The sequence below is a fragment of the Trichocoleus sp. DQ-A2 genome (assembly GCF_039961915.1).
Classification (GTDB): domain Bacteria; phylum Cyanobacteriota; class Cyanobacteriia; order Cyanobacteriales; family FACHB-T130; genus FACHB-T130.
Genome location: NZ_JAMPKD010000018.1, coordinates 119,333 through 134,728, shown reverse-complemented (window position 1 = coordinate 134,728; position 15,396 = coordinate 119,333). Strand labels below are relative to the sequence as shown.

The following is a 15,396-nucleotide window of genomic DNA, read 5'->3' as shown; positions in this document are numbered from 1 at the left end:
CTTTTCGGGACGCTATCGCAATCGTAGAAAGCGGTTTGGCTTACGCTTCAACTTGATTGCGGGACTGTTGAACTACGAACTGGCACATACTCACTGATTCATGCAGGAGGTCTTTTAGTCATGGGTGCAACTCCATCCACTCTAGGAGTCCTGTTTGGACAAGAGTTTGCGAGTCCTTGTTTTTTCGCTCGCCTTTGGACGGAGTAGGTGCCGAAAAAAGTCTAAAAACTAATGAATAATCAAACAGGGAAATCGGATTAACTGTGTTCCGTTAGTGTGTGGGGAGTGCGATCGCTACTCGGTGAGAAAGTGTAATAACTAGCAATCAACGCCACCATCATCCACCAAAGCGTATTTACTTCCGGTCTATACCAAACTGTATCTACCAAACCATGTCCTAATAGACCAAATATCGTGGCAATCGCCGCTATCAGCCAAAAGCCCTCACGCCTGCCCAGTTGCCGCAAACGATTTAGCTGTAGCCATCCTTGGTTAAAGGTGACAATCAGCAACCACATAAAGCAGCAAAAACCAATTAAGCCAGTTTCTACAGCCAATTCCAGGAAAACGGAATAAGCACTTAAGGCAGTATAGCGGGGGCGCTGATAAAGGGGATAAACTTTGTTAAAAGCCTCGTTGCCAGGGCCTATCCCTAAAATCGGGCGATCGCGGATCATCTCAATCACCGCTTCCCAAACGTTGACCCGGAAATTGTTACTGCTATCCTTGCGACTTGCAAAAATACTAAAAACGCGATCGCGCACTGGTTCCACAAATAGGATCGCCACCGCTAGCACTAGCGCCAAACTTCCTAACAGAATCGGCAGCGACCAAGTCCGCCAGAAAGGTGGCAGATGTTCGCCGATCCAGTAAAGCAGCATCAGCGAAAATACTAAAAGCAAAAATATAAAGCCAATCCAGCCGCCGCGACTGAACGTGAGAATCAAACACGCAGTATTAACGGAAAACATCGTCAGCGCTAGCGCTTTACGACTCCACCCGCGCCAAGCAAAAATAGCAGCCAGCGAGAAAGCGATCGCAGGCAAAAGATAAGCAGCGAGTAAATTGGGATTACCTAAATAGCTATAAACTCGCGTCGTTTTAGATAGAGGAGACGTTGGATCTGTCCAAGTTGCCAGTGCCGCCGCCCCAAAAAACCATTGTCGCAGCCCGTAGACACTAACAATCAGCGCAATGTGGAGATAGACCGCGATCAGGATAGAACGCAGGCGGGGCGATCGCAGCACTCGCGCCATGAGCGCAAAAAATAGCAAATACAGCGTTAGCTTGCCCCAGCCCTTCAAAGCAGCTATCTTCACTGGCGACAGAGCCGTTGCTACAGTGGCAATGCCCCAGTACAGTAACACCAACCAGTGAATTGGAGTAACTTTAGGCGCTTCGCCCGGTACATAACCCGCCTCATCTGACAGAGTCAGCAGTATCCAAAAGCCAGCACCGGCAGCTAACAACACGCCAACCAGGGCCGTTGTCACGAAAGGAGCCAACGCAAACACTAAAGCCACAAACAAGGCTCCCAACGGCTCAGCCCACTGCACGCAGACGCTACTCTGCCGCCAGCTTCGCAAGCTACCGACCAACCGATGCAAATAGCTTGCACTTTGCCACTGATACAGCGGCAAACTGGACAAGGTAAATTGTTGCCAAACACTCATGTGATAGGTCAGGGGGGAAGTGATTATGGGTGATTGGTATTGATCACATTAGTCATTGGTCAATGAACAATTAGCCATTCCCTATGACGATTACCAATTACCCAAGTACATAGTTTATAGTCTCTAGTCCGTCAATCATCACCAATTGTTTCCACCGCATCCACCTGTGGCAAGCTGACTACATAGCGATATCCCGCTTCTGGAGAGCCTTGAACAGAAATGTGCCCACCATGAATTTCTGCCAATAAACAGCTCAGCAACAACCCCAAACTTTCACGAGAACCATTGCCGACTGATAAATGGGACAGCCCTTCTGAGACGGCAGAATCAGCGGCACGAGAGTCATTCAGCAACAATTGATTCATTGATGTGAGGGACGGCACGGAGTACGGCTCTTGAATGTAAGCAACACTGGCTTCTGAGAGAGCTGGTTCTAAGTGATGATTTGGCGACATATCGGACTGGGCATAAAACTCAATCTGCGGTAGACCATCTCCTAGCCAGGGATGAGAAACCCACACCGCAATGTTCAGCTTTTCGATTTTGCGAGAGACATGAATGCGAACCACACCTCCTGCACTCCCTGAGTTAATTAGATTAAAAATCAGGTAGTAAAGAATTTGCCGCACTTTATCCTTGTCAAGCAACCAGATGCGCTTTCCAGGCTCTACAGATAGACGAATCTGTTGCTGCCGCCCAGACGCAATCTGTTGCAGGTTATTAATCGCCTGTTGACACAGCATTTCGATGTCCACAGAGGTGAAATCGAGTTTTTGGCTAACCTCATCCAACCCTCCCAGAGACAAAATTTCATCAACTAGCGACACTAAGTGCTGACCGCTGTTGTGGATAATCTCCAGGTATTCCTTCTGCTTGGTCGTTAATGGCCCATAAACTTCGCGTCCCAAAACACTTGCCATCCCCATAATTGAAGTCAACGGAGTCCGCAGTTCCTGTGACAGCTGGGATAGCAGTTTGACTTTAACGGAGCTAGTTGCAGAGGGGCTAGGGGTTGAACGGGTCAGGGACAACACTTCACCCGCATTGCTGCCCATACTGCTGTTGTTCGAGGCGGCATTGTATCCCAGGTCTTTACCCGTTTCTGGTTGCCCGTTAGGTGACGGTTTGGCAAACCAATAGCTGGAGTTGGTACGCTCTAAAGACCCCAATTGTCGCGTTTCTAAAAACAGACGGTTTCTCTCAAATTCACTCAGACTCCAGCGAGCCATAAGTTCCAAAAAGTCAATATCTTTGCTAGTAAAGTTACGAGGCACTAAGTCCATCACTGCCAGGGTGCCCAGGCAGATTCCACTAGATGATAGCAGCGGTGTCCCTAGATAGGCACGGATGCCGTAGTGCTGCACAAGAGCAGTTTCAGCAAACGCTCGATTTGTTAGCGTATCGCCAGCAATCAAAACTTGATGACTATCGACCACATAAGTACACAAAGATTGATGGCGTGGGAGCTGCCGGGACGTGGCGAGATCGTTCATCAACCCTAATCGTGATAAACCCACAGCTGCTTTGATCCGCTGCTTGTCTTGAGCCATTAAACTTAAAATGCAAATCGGCGCTTCCAAAAATCGGGCTGCTGTTTGAGTAGCTTCCTCGAACACTGGAACCATCTCTGCTTCAAGTAGACCCAATTCTCCCAAAGCAGCGAACCTTTGTTGTTCTCGTACTGCCGGTGTCAAACCATCCAAACGACAAAAAAGTCTGCTTTCTGGGGCTGCCATTACCATCCCTACTCCCATACGCTTTGCTTGTATGACTTAATTTAATATCCCGCTACACTTAGCGTTCCCGAAGAAGGCCTCTAACAAACACGTTGAGCAGAGAGTTTTGCTTTTCGGTTAAAAAGGACTAAGGGTAAATGACACTGATTTAAGCAAAATTGACTTCTATCCTAGGTTGAACGACAAGAATAGCGGGGGTTCTCCCGCCCTGGCGACGTGGTGTTTGAGGTCGCGCAGGCGCGTTCATGCCGTAAGGCTTTAGCCTTCAAGGGAGGAGAAAGCAACAAAAATCAAGGGAGGCGTTGAGTTTAGCACTCGGCTCAACCCAGCCGACAAGTCTTCAGTGACGGTGATTCGATTGAGGAGCCAGGATGAAAAACAAGAGTGAAAAGTAGAGTCATTTCTGCTGGCAAGAGGCTTTCTTGCTTCATTCACTCATCACTCTTGTTTGCTGAGTCTTGAGTCCTGAGCCTTGAAGTTTTCAACTTGACCAGGCGGGATGAGATAACAAGGCGGCAATCACCCGGACACCCCGCAGCTGATTTGACAGAGGCAGATGACCCCTAGGGGCACTGAGATCCCAGGTAAACTCGTTGGGATATCGAGTCCAGTTGTTGCCGCTCTTCCAGCCAATTTTGGGCCAGAACTTTAAGAAGTCTTTGCCGAGACTCAGCCAGATTTCCCGTTGCACGGAAAAACCGAATTTGCCCTCCGAGTGTAGGAACCACAGGCTATTGATGGTTTGTAAATCAGGAATGGGGAAGTTTTCTACCTCTGTAAAGTACAACCATTTTCTCTGTACAGCCTGAGCACCTGCCAATTCACACAGCTTTTGCAAGGTTAGGCGGTCAGCGGCAAGAAAGTCTTGTTGCAAGAGCAGGTGTTGCAGGGAACTGTAGTCGATGCCGCGTTCTGAGTGTAAGGGGATAATGCCGGAAGGGAAATGGGTTTGAAGAAATTCAGTTGCAGCTGGCAAATTGGCGTTGTAGAGGGTCTGGTAGGCTTTAGCTGTAACTAAATTGGTAGGAGTTGACTGATTGTTACGTAAAAATTCCATCAGTACCTCCAAACCGGCATTACCCGCTTTTAGAAGTTCTGGGAGGAGTTGTAGTTGCGTTTTTTCAGAACCCGACTCAAACTTGCAGCGTAGGTCGGTGAGGTCTTGGGTGGTGTATGGTAGGTCGGCAGTCGTTTGGTCTGTCATGAAGCAAGTCATTTCAGGTTGCTGTTAGTTATTAGTCATTAGTCATTAGTCTCTAGTCTTTAGTCCGTAGCCAATGACTAATGACCAATGACTAATGACTTTTGACAAATGCGCTAATCATTCGAGTGCAGGATGCGGTCAATCATCGCTGTGGTCGAGGTGGGAATTTCCACTTTGACCAATTCAATCTGACCTCCGTATGCCTGAACGGCAGGTGTTTCAGGCAGGGTTTCCAAGCTGTAGTCGCCTCCTTTGACATAGATATCGGGCTTGAGTGTTTCAATTAAGCCAGTGGCTGTCAATGAGTCGAAGATTACCACTCCATCCACGGGCTTAAGGGCGGCGAGAACTTCAGCCCGCTGCTGCTCAGGCACGATAGGTCGGGGAGGCAATCCCTGCTGATGGGGCTTGATTGCACGGACGGACTGATCACTATTTAACCCCACGACGAGCGATCGCCCCAAGGACTTTGCTACTTGTAAATATCGAACATGACCTGTATGGAGTAAATCAAAGCACCCGTTAGTAAATACTAGCGGTCGCCATCGGCTAGGATCTGCCGCGATCGCTTGACTTAATTCATTTAGTGTATAAACGCCTGAAATCATGGGTAATGAGAGTTTTGAGCGATAAGTTTTGAGTTTTGAGTTATCAGAAAATTTTTAATTTAAAATTCAGAGGCGATCAACCCTTGTCTCTACAACTTAAAAATTGATACCAATTACCAATGACTGCTACCAATGACTGCCTCATCTCTCACGGCTCTTCATGGGTGGGAGGTCGGTATCCGTGTTCAAAAGCAAATCGAACTAGTTGAGAGCGATTCTCTAGTTCCAGCTTACTGAGGATGTTACTAAGATGGGTCTGAACGGTGCGCGGACTGATAAACAAGCGATCGCTAATTTGTTTATTGGTAAATCCCTGAATCACCTCCCAAAAAACTCTTTGCTCTGCGGGTGTTAACGGAAGTGGCTCGCAGGTGGCAGAACCCAACGCTCCCAGAGTTGCTGTCGCTGCGGTGGAACTGGTTGCCATCTGCTGCATCAACCGTACCATTTCCGCATGGATGCGGCGCGATCGCTCTAGCTGAGCTTCAATTTTTGCGACTAATTCCCTGGGATCGAAGGGTTTAGTCAGATAATCATCTGCCCCAATCGTATGACCTTGAATTCGGTCTTCTAGCTCTCCTTTACCTGACAAAAAGATAAACGGTACCAATTGCCCGATAGGAGTTGCTCGCAGGCGTCGGCAGAATTCCAAACCGTCCATCTCCGGCATCATCACATCGCTGACCACCAAATCCGGTGGAGCTTGTTCAAAAGCGCTTAGTGCCTCCATACCAGAACTTACATCCTGAACCAGATACCCCTGGTTTTGCAGGTAGCGTGTCAAGACAGTTCGCAGGGTTCTATCATCATCAACGAGCAAAATTTTTTTCATCGTTACTCTAGAAGAGCGCCTTTCAGGGGCCATATCAGCCTAGGTCTGCAAACTGAATTCATCCCGCTTTGATATTAAGTTGAGGTTTTTGTGAAAAGGGCAGAGGCGGCTTGTGCAGCATATCTCTTTTTTATATCAGCTTCACAAATACTGGCAGCGTCAAGAATTTCTCAGCCAGTATTTGTGAGATTGATGGACTAAAAACCAGCGATCGCCCTCAGTCTACTTTATTATCAGCCTAAAGGATCAGCATAAAGGCTGATGACAGAATGCGCTTAAGATTATTCAAAAAATTAGCCGTTCGACCCATTCTCGTAGAGCCTCTTGGCTAAATAGATGCCAAAGTTTTGATTTGAAGCGCTAATTCCTTCATCCCAGTCACACTTCTAGAGACTACTATTAGGTCTGTAATCCTTTTTTGCGCTCCTTGGTGCCTGGTTTAAACTTCTGACAACGTCCCCTTCGTAGAAACGCGATTAATCTCGTCTCCACCATCCAAAATCCAAAATGAGGTAACAGCCTCCTAGCAGCCCTGCCTCAGCTTGGATGATTTGCGAACATCATGGCAATCAAACCGCCTAAACTGCAAAAAAGCTTAACCGAAACTTTTGCGAATCAGCCGATTTGGTAGTCTTCCTGTCAAAATATTGTCTGGCTAGACTAGATCCAACAAAAGTGCAATATGTACGAAAAAATCACTCCTCCTGACATGGGCGAACGTATCATCTTCAAAGATGGCGAACCCGTTGTTCCAGACAACCCGATCGTTCCTTTCATTCGCGGAGACGGCACGGGCATCGACCTCTGGCCCGCCGCCCAGAAGGTCTTTGATGCCGCTGTCCAAGCTGCTTATGGTGGCAAGCGAACAATCAGCTGGTTCAAAATCTACGCCGGGGATGAAGCCTGTGAGAAGTACGGCACCTACCAATATTTGCCCCAAGATACCCTAGACGTAATTAAAGAATACGGTATTGCCATCAAAGGGCCGCTAACAACCCCGATTGGGGGCGGCATCCGGTCGCTGAATGTGGCACTGCGTCAGATTTTTGACCTTTACTCCTGTGTCCGCCCCTGCAAGTATTACCCAGGCACCCCCTCTCCCCACAAAAGCCCGGAGAAACTCGATGTCATCATCTATCGAGAAAATACAGAAGACATCTACCTGGGAATTGAGTGGCGTCAAGGCAGCGAAATTGGCAACAAATTGATTGACATCCTCAATAATGAGCTAATTCCAGCTACGCCAGAACACGGCAAAAAGCAAATTCCCCTAGACTCTGGAATCGGCATCAAGCCAATTAGTAAGACGGGTTCCCAGCGCCTAGTGCGCCGTGCGATCAAGAATGCCCTGCGCCTACCCAAGCATAAACAGATGGTGACGCTGGTGCATAAGGGCAACATCATGAAGTACACCGAAGGCGCTTTCCGCGATTGGGGTTACGAAGTAGCGAGCGCTGAGTTTCGCGCTGAGTGCGTTACAGAACGAGAATCATGGATTCTGGACAACAAAGCCCGTAATCCAGAGATTACCTTGGAAGAAAACGCCCGTCAGATTGAGCCTGGGTACGACGCCTTGACGGCAGAGAAAAAAGCCCAAATCACTCGTGAAGTGGAAGATGTTCTCAATGCCATCTGGGAAACCCACGGCAACGGTCAGTGGAAAGACAAGGTGATGGTGAACGATCGAATTGCTGACAGCATTTTCCAACAGATTCAGACTCGACCGGATGAATATTCCATCCTCGCTACGATGAACCTGAATGGTGATTATTTGTCAGATGCAGCGGCAGCGATTGTCGGTGGGCTGGGGATGGGGCCAGGAGCCAATATTGGCGATCGATGCGCCATCTTTGAAGCGACTCACGGCACCGCACCGAAGCACGCTGGACTCGATCGGGTAAACCCCGGGTCGGTCATTTTGTCAGGCGTGATGATGTTGGAATTTATGGGCTGGCAGGAGGCAGCTGACTTGATTAAGCATGGCCTCGGTCAGGCGATCTCTAACGGCGAAGTGACCTATGATTTGGCTCGACTCATGGAACCGCCGGTGGAGCCTCTGAAATGCTCGGAATTTGCCTCCGCCATCATCAAATACTTCCAAAGTAATTAGTAAATAGCGATTAGCAATTAGCGAGCAACCCACAGCTAATTGCTAACAGCTATGGATTTGAGAAAGTATTAATCTGACCCCCACCAATGTAGCGTCCTGGAACGCGACGAGGAGCTGTAAAGTTAGGCTGGTTCAACTGACCCGGTTGCGATCCGGAATTACCAAGATTGGAGCCAAAACCAGAGTTGCTGTTGAACCCGCTTCTTTGAGTGTTCGCTCCCGATGGGTACTGCCCATAATTACTGGTCGTTATCGGTGCCACTGGCGGTGCTATCTGTGGTGTTACGGGGACAGCAGGTGCTACAACGGGAGGAACCGCCTGGGGTTGGGTTAAATAGGTGTAAGAATTCGGGGTGGAAGAACCCTGAGTAGCGTTGCTAGTCGTGGGTAAGGGAGTGCTATAGCCTGTAGTGTTCGCTAGGGCACTTGCTGGCGGTGGTGCCATTTGCCCAGTGGATGTGGAATTGGGAAGCGTTTGTTGAGACGTATTTCCTGATGGCGATGCGTTTACTGCTTGGTTTGGCGAATTTTGATTTAACGCTTGTTGCAGGGAGTTGACTGGCAGGACGTTTTGGTTCTGGTTAGTTAGGTTGGGCACGCCAAAGCCCAGATTCGGAGTGGAGGTTGCTGTTGTAGTAGGATTTACCGCCTGTTGGTTCGTGGGTGTCAATCCCAAAAATGCCCCTGTATTGGGCTGGGGGCCAACATTTAATCCAGTATTTAATAAATCTTGTGCTGATGTCAGAAAAGGATTGTTCGAGTTTTGCGGAGCTTTGGGGATTCCTGCGATCGCTTGAGGCTGCGCGGTCGATTCTGTATTAGAAGCAGTCGCCGGGTTGCGAGTCAGTTGCTCAAATAAACCTTCTTGCTGGGTGGGATCTTGAGCTTTTTCCTTTCCCTTCTTGCCAGCGCCTTGATTAGTGCCGCGATTAAATTCCTGCATGAGCGCGGGCAAGTTATCGATATCAGCGCCAATCACACTGCTTTCTTGAGAAAGGTTTGGGTCATCCGAAGGATTGTCTGCGGAATCGACTTGCCCACTCTCCGTTTCTCCATCTAAAAGGCTGTTAAGCCATTCTGGGTGTACCCAGTACTCCCATACCCCTATCACCATCATCACCAGTGCGATCGCCGATCCCCAAAACGCAGGGCGCGCGAATGTCCGTAACCGTGCTTTGAGATAGCGGATGGAGGCAGGGACTTGTTTGGAGGATGACATAAGCTGTAGTGCAGCTCGACTTGCACAAGGGATTGTAAGTCGATTTTATACGCTATTGCCTTGAACAGGAACTGTCTTAATATACAGTTTGTTAAAAGATTTCTTTCATTTTTGTAAAATTTTAGCCAAGCTTTTAGTTTACTAAAGTTTAAATTTAGGAAGTTAGAAAGGTTGCGATCGCTCAACGAGCATTAGTTACTAGAAACCGAAAAACACTCACTGAGGGGCAGGGAACAGATATGCCTCTACCAAGAACGGGTGGGTTTATAGATATGCTTAGGCCATGTGCAACTTTTTCTCTCCCCAATCAATTAGGGAGAGAAAAACAGTAATTTGCACAGTGCGTTATGCTTCGCTATTGCTCAATATCTTGAGCGAGAACCGTCCCTACACGACTGACGATGACACTACCTTAAAGTTTAGCGGGCAGCTCGAAGCAGGAACCACGCCCCCGCTCCCAATCCAAACAGATTCGGTAACCAAGCAGCAATCACGGGAGAGAGGAAGTTACTTAGTCCCAGAGCATCACCGACGGACATTAACAAATAGTAAGCAAAAATGACGATCACGCTAATCCCAAAACCCGTCGCTTTACTGGTGCGAGTCGGTCTATTGGCTAAAGCGGCACCCACAATACCAAAAACGACACAAGCAAAGGGTAAAGCTATTTTTTGGTGAATGCGGATCAGAAGCTTGCGAATTTTTTGTTGATTACCACTGAGGCGTTCTAATTTCAGCCGTTCTCTGGCTTGTGCAAGATTCATTTCGCCGTAGTCGCGCCCAGAATTTGCCAAATCCAAGGCGGTACGAGGCAGCTGCAACTGTTGGTGTTCAAACTTCAAAATATTGCGGTAGGAAGCATCGGGAGAGATTAAATAAATCGTGCCTTTGAAAAAATCCCAGGTGTTTTGTCCTGGATTCCAAGCAGCAGATTGCGAAGTAACAATTTGATTGAGACCCTCCTGAGACCAATCTAGAATTGTCAATCCCTCCATCTTCTGACCGTCAAATTTTTCTGCATAGAACAGGCGTTTTAGCACTTGCTCTCTTTGACCATTGGGTAGCTTGACTTTCGTATATTCTGGATAGAAAATATTGCGTTCTTGGAAAGATGGCTTTTCTTTATTTAGAGCTTTATCTAGACTAACTTTGGCTTGATAGTTCGCCGCGGGTACTACATACTCATTAAACGTAAAGGCGATGCCGGTCACAACAAAACTCAGGACGATCGCTGGTAGCACCAATCGATAAATACTCACCCCGCAGCTACGCAGGGCAACCAACTCACTGTCAGCGGAGAGACGACTATAGGTTAATAAGGCAGCCAGTAGCACTGAGGCGGGAAAGGCATACGCCATAAACTGTGGCAGACTTAACAGCAGGACTTTCAAAACGAGCGATGCTGGTAGACCTACATCCACAGTCCTTCTCATCAGGTCAAATAAACTGCCAATCGTTACCCCGATGGAAGAAAAGAATCCCATGCCAAATAGGAAAGGCGCGACCAGCTCGGTGCCAATATAGCGATCCATCACCGAGACTGTCGAAATCAGGGGGGAGAGCGGATTGAAAGATTTGGTCATTGGTCAAGGATCGATGGGTAGGTAACGGGTAATGGGTAATGGGTAATGGGTAATTGGAGGAAAGTTTTAAGGAGTAAACTTACAGTTATCGCGTCTGAAATTTTGAATTCAAAACTCTCTTGTGCTTTCAAAATTCAATGCTTCTTACTGATGACTCTTGTGATTACCAATTCCCGATTACCGATTACCCAAGGCTATCTTTGGAAGTCATCTCCTAAGTAGTACTGTCGCACTAAGGGGTTATTGTAGAGTTCTTCTGAATTGCCAGAGGCGAGGATTTGTCCGTCGCGCATAATGTAGGCTCGATCGGTGATGGCGAGGGTTTCGCGGACGTTGTGATCGGTAATCAAGATGCCCATGTAGCGATCGCGCAGTCCGGCAATAATTTTTTGAATCTCCGATACGGCAATCGGATCGACACCGGCAAACGGCTCATCCAATAGCAAAAATTTTGGTCCTTCTCGTCCCGACGCTAAGGATCTCGCCAACTCGGTGCGCCGACGTTCTCCCCCAGATACCCGAATCCCCAGCGTATTTGCTACTTTTTCTAGCCGAAACTCTTGCAGCAAACCATTTAGACGGTTTTGCCACTCGCGACGAGGCACGCCTGTTTGTTCCAGCACCAAGAGAATATTGTCTTGGACGGTGAGGTTGCGGAAAATACTGGCTTCCTGAGCAAGATAGCCAATGCCTAAATGCGCTCGTTTGTGGATGGGTAAGGTAGTGATGTCCTGGTCATTCAGCCAAACCGTACCCTGATCGGGTTTTTCCAAGCCAGTTGCAATGTAAAAGGTCGTCGTTTTCCCAGCACCGTTAGGGCCGAGTAGTCCCACGACTTCCCCTTGCGCCACCGAAAGGTTGACGCGATTGACGATCGCACGTTTGCCGTAAGACTTGTGAATATTCTCCAGTACGATTTTCATTGAGAACTAGCTAATTGTTCCTTGCTAATGGCTAACTGCTAATTATTAAAAGCCATTAGCGATTAGCCATTCGCGATTTGCGATTAGCCATGTGACAAATGGCTAGCGACTATTCGGCGTTTTGAAGGCTGGTTTAGGATTGACGGCGGGAGCCGGTGGCGCTACGGGTGTAGTTGGAGAATTTGGATCGGCGACCAGATAAACTGATTCTACCTGCCGATTGGACTGAGGCAGGGCAACAAAGCGTCCTTCATCGATCAAATAGGTGATTGTCTCGCCTCGGAGACTATTGCCTTGTTGCAGGACGTAGACGTTACCACTCAGAACGATGCGGCGTTCTTTGCTGAAATACTGAGCTTGGGCAGCAGTTGCCTGAATCTGCCGCGAGGGGTAATACATTTGCACGTTGCCACGAGCTGTTACTACACCTGTTTTCGAGTTGGCTTCTTGCACATCAGAACGGACGGTGAGGGCGCGTCCGTCATCGGCGGTTTGGGCTTGGGCGGTTTGGATTGGGGTGGGGATAGCGATCGCTCCTGCTAGGACAGCTGGAAGCATCAGCACTAATCCCAGGCGACGCATTAGACTTTGATTAAATTGAAATGAGGACATCATGGGTCTTGCGGAGACATCAAAGACGGTGATCGGCTCTTGTGCCTAGTTTACTCTTTCTAAAGGCTCGATCCAGAACAAATCCAGCGATAACTAGGCACAACAATCCCGACGTTTCTGAGTATTGAGAAGTTTCTAAGCCTCTACTCGCACTATTTTCGGTAACTGTGAAGCATTCTCGTTTTGTTGCATCTGTTCTACAAAATCAACCACGTTTTCTGCTCCAGCTTGTTGCAGTGCCGTCAACAGTTCGGCACTCTGTTCCCGCAGTTCGGTGACATCAATTCCACTGTAAGCAGGTTCGTATGCCTCCAAGCGGCGCATTCCCTCTCCCAGTAAAATAACTGCACCGCGCCAGTTAAGGTTGCCTAGGTGATAACATCCAACGGCAATTTGCAGCACTCCCTGATAAAACCTTTTTTCCGGCTCGCTGGCTTCCATCCACAGAGCCTCTAAGGTGTCGTGGCAGGCGTAAAATTCATGCTGATTAAACTCTTCGATCCCTTGCCAAAATTCAGATGGGATTTCTTCAGTCATTAGTCGGGAACTATATTAATAATTTCATTACTCTGCCGTTTTCGGTTCCCTACCGTCAAGCACCTTCCCTCGTGGTTATGGTTGTGTTCAGGCATCACCACACTTAATAGCTCCAGACGCAGATGCCTATGTTTAGCTGCTTCGCGCGTGGGTGATGGAAAGCCTCCAAAACAAGCGATCGCTTTAAGTTTTTAACGGATAGAAAAACTGCTGTGAAATGCTTTATTTAAGTTTAAATAAAGTTTAATAGAAATTCCTTTATTTTTTTAATCCTATTGACCAAAATCACCTTTTGAGTAGCTTTTTTTAATTGCTTCGCTTGCGATCGCTACTTGTTTTTAAAATTACAATCTTACTTAATTGTTATAAGGTTTATCAGCCCAGATCAACCAATAAAAAGTGGATTTTAGGCGATAGTTCTTTTCTGATTTATCCAACCAAGCGGAATTTAAAAAATTTTTTCAGCACGCGGGAGGCTTTATTTTGAAGACTTTCTAGGACGTGTGGCTGTTACCAAATGATAAGTTTGATGCTTCAGCTAATCGCTAATCGATAATTGGTAGTTAGGCTAAAAAACATTTATAAGTAGCAACTTTTCAATTAGCGATTAGCTAGAGCAAATCGTTACATACTATCGCGTACAGCTTTAATTTCTTCAAGAGAGATTTCCTGCATCTCACCCCGAAACTCGTTATCTTCTGTCAGAAATAACATGCAGTGGCACTCTTTTCGCTCTCGCATCGGTACGCAAGGACAATTCCAGAAAGTTGCATGTACCTCTGCTTCTTTATCTTCGTAGTGGCGACAGGGACACAAAGGGGCACCCAGATCATCCTTATGCTTGGCGAGTCCTTCAATCACTACGGCTGTTACGGAAGGATCGACGCAGAAGTAGGTGCCGGTACGCTTGGCGTAAGTTTCGGAGAAATGGCGCATCGCCTCTAGACTTTTTTCGCTAGATTTTGTTTCAGTTTCTGATGGGTTCATAATATGAGATGACGCGAGATCGACAGGTGTTTATGCATTGTATCTTAAGCCTTTTCCTCAAGGGGATTGGCTGGGATCGATGCAATCGGGCAAGCCTACTTCAGAGGGGATTGTAGCTGAAGTTGTAGCGGCTGCTCGGTATTAATGACAATTCCAGGGGAATTACGATTTACGGGCATTGCAGGCTCAGTTAAAGACTCCGGCATCCAGAGCATCCAACGGCTACCGGGGGGTAAAGAGCTTAGAGTAACATGATTGGGAGTCAGCCAGATTAAGGGAAGCGTCGGTGGATCTCCAACACGGGCATCTTCTCCGGCGTAGGTTGCGGCTAGAGTTTCTAAAACCACGCGATGACCTTGCACTAAACCTGTGAACGCTGTCCAAAGTTTTACACTTAACTGACGCCCACTGGCATAAAAGTATAGGGATGCTGCCGCAATAACTGCTTGCTCAAAATGCTCTGGATTCCAACTGGTGGCGCTATCGAGGCAGATAATTACTTCTTGTCCACCCGTAAAAACTTCTAGTTCGCGCACCTGGAATTCACCGTAACGGGCGCTGGTTCGCCAGTGGATTAAACGAATGGGATCGCCGACTCGATAGGGGCGAAGCGATCGCGTGACTCCTTCTGTGGCAGCTTGAGAACGGCGATCTAAACTTAGAAACAAGGGACTTTTTTCTTGCCCAATTTCATCCACCATCGGGCAGTTGGTGAGGGGTAAAACGGTGGGATAAACAAATGCTGTAGCGGCAACTTCACGCTGACGGCGACACCAGAATAATCCCACAGGGGCAGCAGTTCTCAGTTGTACCGTGTTCCAGCGATAAACCCCACGTTTTTGCGTGGGTAGGTAGTAAACCCAGTGGTGAACGCTATGAGGAGAAATCGTTTCAATTGCCGTTTGTACGGGTTGTCCCAGTACAAAGGGAAGAACGTCCCGGACTAAAAGTAAGGTTTTGGGATGGTTAACCGGATTTTCAATTTCTAATTCAATGGTTAAATCGTCGCCGACGCTGACGGGCTGGATAGGGCGTCGGGTGACTTGAAGATGGCGAAGCGATCGCACGGATAGGAAGCCTGCAATTCCGAGTAGCGCAAAGCTGAGGCCACTAATAACATACAGCCACCCCGCCATTGTGTTCGTGGCAGCTCCAAAAAAACAGACGGCGATGATTCCCAATATCCACCCCGCGTAGGCTGGCGTTACCCACCGAGTTTCCAGCCAGTCTGCTATCCGATTACCGATATTCATAAACAGCGCTGCCCAGTCTAGAGTCTAGCTATCCCAGCACCTTAACAAAATTCTGATTACAAATAAATAAGAGATTTTACACCTGTCTGGTAATTTTTTAGAATTAAGGACATTCACGG

At 47.8% G+C, this 15,396-nt stretch carries 13 protein-coding genes and 1 pseudogene; 2 read left to right on the top strand and 12 right to left on the bottom strand.

Annotated elements, in window-relative coordinates:
* Window positions 1-97 (top strand): annotated as a pseudogene (locus tag NC997_RS18575) (IS5/IS1182 family transposase); the annotation flags it as partial.
* Between the two features lie 160 nt (window positions 98-257).
* Here NC997_RS18575 and NC997_RS18570 read toward each other — a convergent pair.
* From NC997_RS18570 to NC997_RS18550, 5 genes are all read right to left on the bottom strand, one after another.
* The gene (locus NC997_RS18570; RefSeq protein ID WP_190525914.1) at window positions 258-1,673 is read right to left on the bottom strand and encodes an IctB family putative bicarbonate transporter; all 1,416 of its coding nucleotides are present in this window, start codon (window positions 1,671-1,673) and stop codon (window positions 258-260) included.
* A 131-nt stretch (window positions 1,674-1,804) separates the two neighbouring features.
* A complete protein-coding gene (locus NC997_RS18565) occupies window positions 1,805-3,409 on the bottom strand; it encodes a GAF domain-containing sensor histidine kinase (protein WP_190525912.1) in 1,605 nt (534 codons plus the stop codon).
* Between the two features lie 481 nt (window positions 3,410-3,890).
* Window positions 3,891-4,613: a GUN4 domain-containing protein gene (locus NC997_RS18560; protein WP_190525907.1), complete on the bottom strand. Its 723-nt coding sequence runs from the start codon at window positions 4,611-4,613 to the stop codon at window positions 3,891-3,893.
* Between the two features lie 113 nt (window positions 4,614-4,726).
* Window positions 4,727-5,221, bottom strand: coding sequence for an adenylyltransferase/cytidyltransferase family protein (locus NC997_RS18555; protein WP_190425440.1), 495 nt, complete (start codon window positions 5,219-5,221; stop codon window positions 4,727-4,729).
* 148 nt (window positions 5,222-5,369) lie between these two features.
* Window positions 5,370-6,053: a response regulator transcription factor gene (locus NC997_RS18550; RefSeq protein ID WP_190525902.1), complete on the bottom strand. Its 684-nt coding sequence runs from the start codon at window positions 6,051-6,053 to the stop codon at window positions 5,370-5,372.
* 682 nt (window positions 6,054-6,735) lie between these two features.
* Between NC997_RS18550 and NC997_RS18545 the strand changes: the two genes are divergently transcribed.
* Window positions 6,736-8,163, top strand: a complete 1,428-nt coding sequence (locus NC997_RS18545; RefSeq protein ID WP_190525900.1) for an NADP-dependent isocitrate dehydrogenase — start codon at window positions 6,736-6,738, stop codon at window positions 8,161-8,163.
* A gap of 49 nt (window positions 8,164-8,212) precedes the next feature.
* On the opposite strand, the gene NC997_RS18540 is transcribed toward NC997_RS18545, so the two are convergent.
* The 7 genes from NC997_RS18540 to NC997_RS18510 form a co-directional block, all read right to left on the bottom strand.
* Window positions 8,213-9,382 carry a hypothetical protein gene (locus tag NC997_RS18540; protein ID WP_190525898.1) on the bottom strand — a complete coding sequence of 390 codons (1,170 nt, stop codon included), beginning with the start codon at window positions 9,380-9,382 and terminating at the stop codon, window positions 8,213-8,215.
* Window positions 9,383-9,801: 419 nt separating this feature from the next.
* Window positions 9,802-10,965, bottom strand: coding sequence for an LptF/LptG family permease (locus NC997_RS18535; protein ID WP_242031305.1), 1,164 nt, complete (start codon window positions 10,963-10,965; stop codon window positions 9,802-9,804).
* Window positions 10,966-11,159: 194 nt separating this feature from the next.
* The gene (gene lptB / locus NC997_RS18530; protein WP_190413049.1) at window positions 11,160-11,888 is read right to left on the bottom strand and encodes an LPS export ABC transporter ATP-binding protein; all 729 of its coding nucleotides are present in this window, start codon (window positions 11,886-11,888) and stop codon (window positions 11,160-11,162) included.
* Between the two features lie 102 nt (window positions 11,889-11,990).
* Window positions 11,991-12,503, bottom strand: a complete 513-nt coding sequence (locus NC997_RS18525; protein ID WP_190525896.1) for an LptA/OstA family protein — start codon at window positions 12,501-12,503, stop codon at window positions 11,991-11,993.
* 132 nt (window positions 12,504-12,635) lie between these two features.
* Entirely contained in the window at window positions 12,636-13,037 is a 402-nt protein-coding gene (locus NC997_RS18520) for a DUF309 domain-containing protein (RefSeq protein ID WP_190413051.1), read from the bottom strand.
* A 624-nt stretch (window positions 13,038-13,661) separates the two neighbouring features.
* Complete coding sequence (locus NC997_RS18515; protein ID WP_190413052.1) at window positions 13,662-14,024, bottom strand: ferredoxin thioredoxin reductase catalytic beta subunit; 363 nt, start codon at window positions 14,022-14,024, stop codon at window positions 13,662-13,664.
* A gap of 95 nt (window positions 14,025-14,119) precedes the next feature.
* The gene (locus NC997_RS18510; RefSeq protein ID WP_190525894.1) at window positions 14,120-15,277 is read right to left on the bottom strand and encodes a DUF58 domain-containing protein; all 1,158 of its coding nucleotides are present in this window, start codon (window positions 15,275-15,277) and stop codon (window positions 14,120-14,122) included.
* Window positions 15,278-15,396 lie beyond the last annotated feature (119 nt).

Bases quoted from the DNA above. Each gene is read 5' to 3' on its own strand.
- NC997_RS18570 (WP_190525914.1), bottom strand. From the start codon at position 1,673: ATGAGTGTTTGGCAACAATTTACCTTGTCCAGTTTGCCGCTGTATCAG.
- NC997_RS18565 (WP_190525912.1), bottom strand. From the start codon at position 3,409: ATGGCAGCCCCAGAAAGCAGACTTTTTTGTCGTTTGGATGGTTTGACA.
- NC997_RS18560 (WP_190525907.1), bottom strand. From the start codon at position 4,613: ATGACAGACCAAACGACTGCCGACCTACCATACACCACCCAAGACCTC.
- NC997_RS18555 (WP_190425440.1), bottom strand. From the start codon at position 5,221: ATGATTTCAGGCGTTTATACACTAAATGAATTAAGTCAAGCGATCGCG.
- NC997_RS18550 (WP_190525902.1), bottom strand. From the start codon at position 6,053: ATGAAAAAAATTTTGCTCGTTGATGATGATAGAACCCTGCGAACTGTC.
- NC997_RS18545 (WP_190525900.1), top strand. From the start codon at position 6,736: ATGTACGAAAAAATCACTCCTCCTGACATGGGCGAACGTATCATCTTC.
- NC997_RS18540 (WP_190525898.1), bottom strand. From the start codon at position 9,382: ATGTCATCCTCCAAACAAGTCCCTGCCTCCATCCGCTATCTCAAAGCA.
- NC997_RS18535 (WP_242031305.1), bottom strand. From the start codon at position 10,965: ATGACCAAATCTTTCAATCCGCTCTCCCCCCTGATTTCGACAGTCTCG.
- lptB (WP_190413049.1), bottom strand. From the start codon at position 11,888: ATGAAAATCGTACTGGAGAATATTCACAAGTCTTACGGCAAACGTGCG.
- NC997_RS18525 (WP_190525896.1), bottom strand. From the start codon at position 12,503: ATGATGTCCTCATTTCAATTTAATCAAAGTCTAATGCGTCGCCTGGGA.
- NC997_RS18520 (WP_190413051.1), bottom strand. From the start codon at position 13,037: ATGACTGAAGAAATCCCATCTGAATTTTGGCAAGGGATCGAAGAGTTT.
- NC997_RS18515 (WP_190413052.1), bottom strand. From the start codon at position 14,024: ATGAACCCATCAGAAACTGAAACAAAATCTAGCGAAAAAAGTCTAGAG.
- NC997_RS18510 (WP_190525894.1), bottom strand. From the start codon at position 15,277: ATGAATATCGGTAATCGGATAGCAGACTGGCTGGAAACTCGGTGGGTA.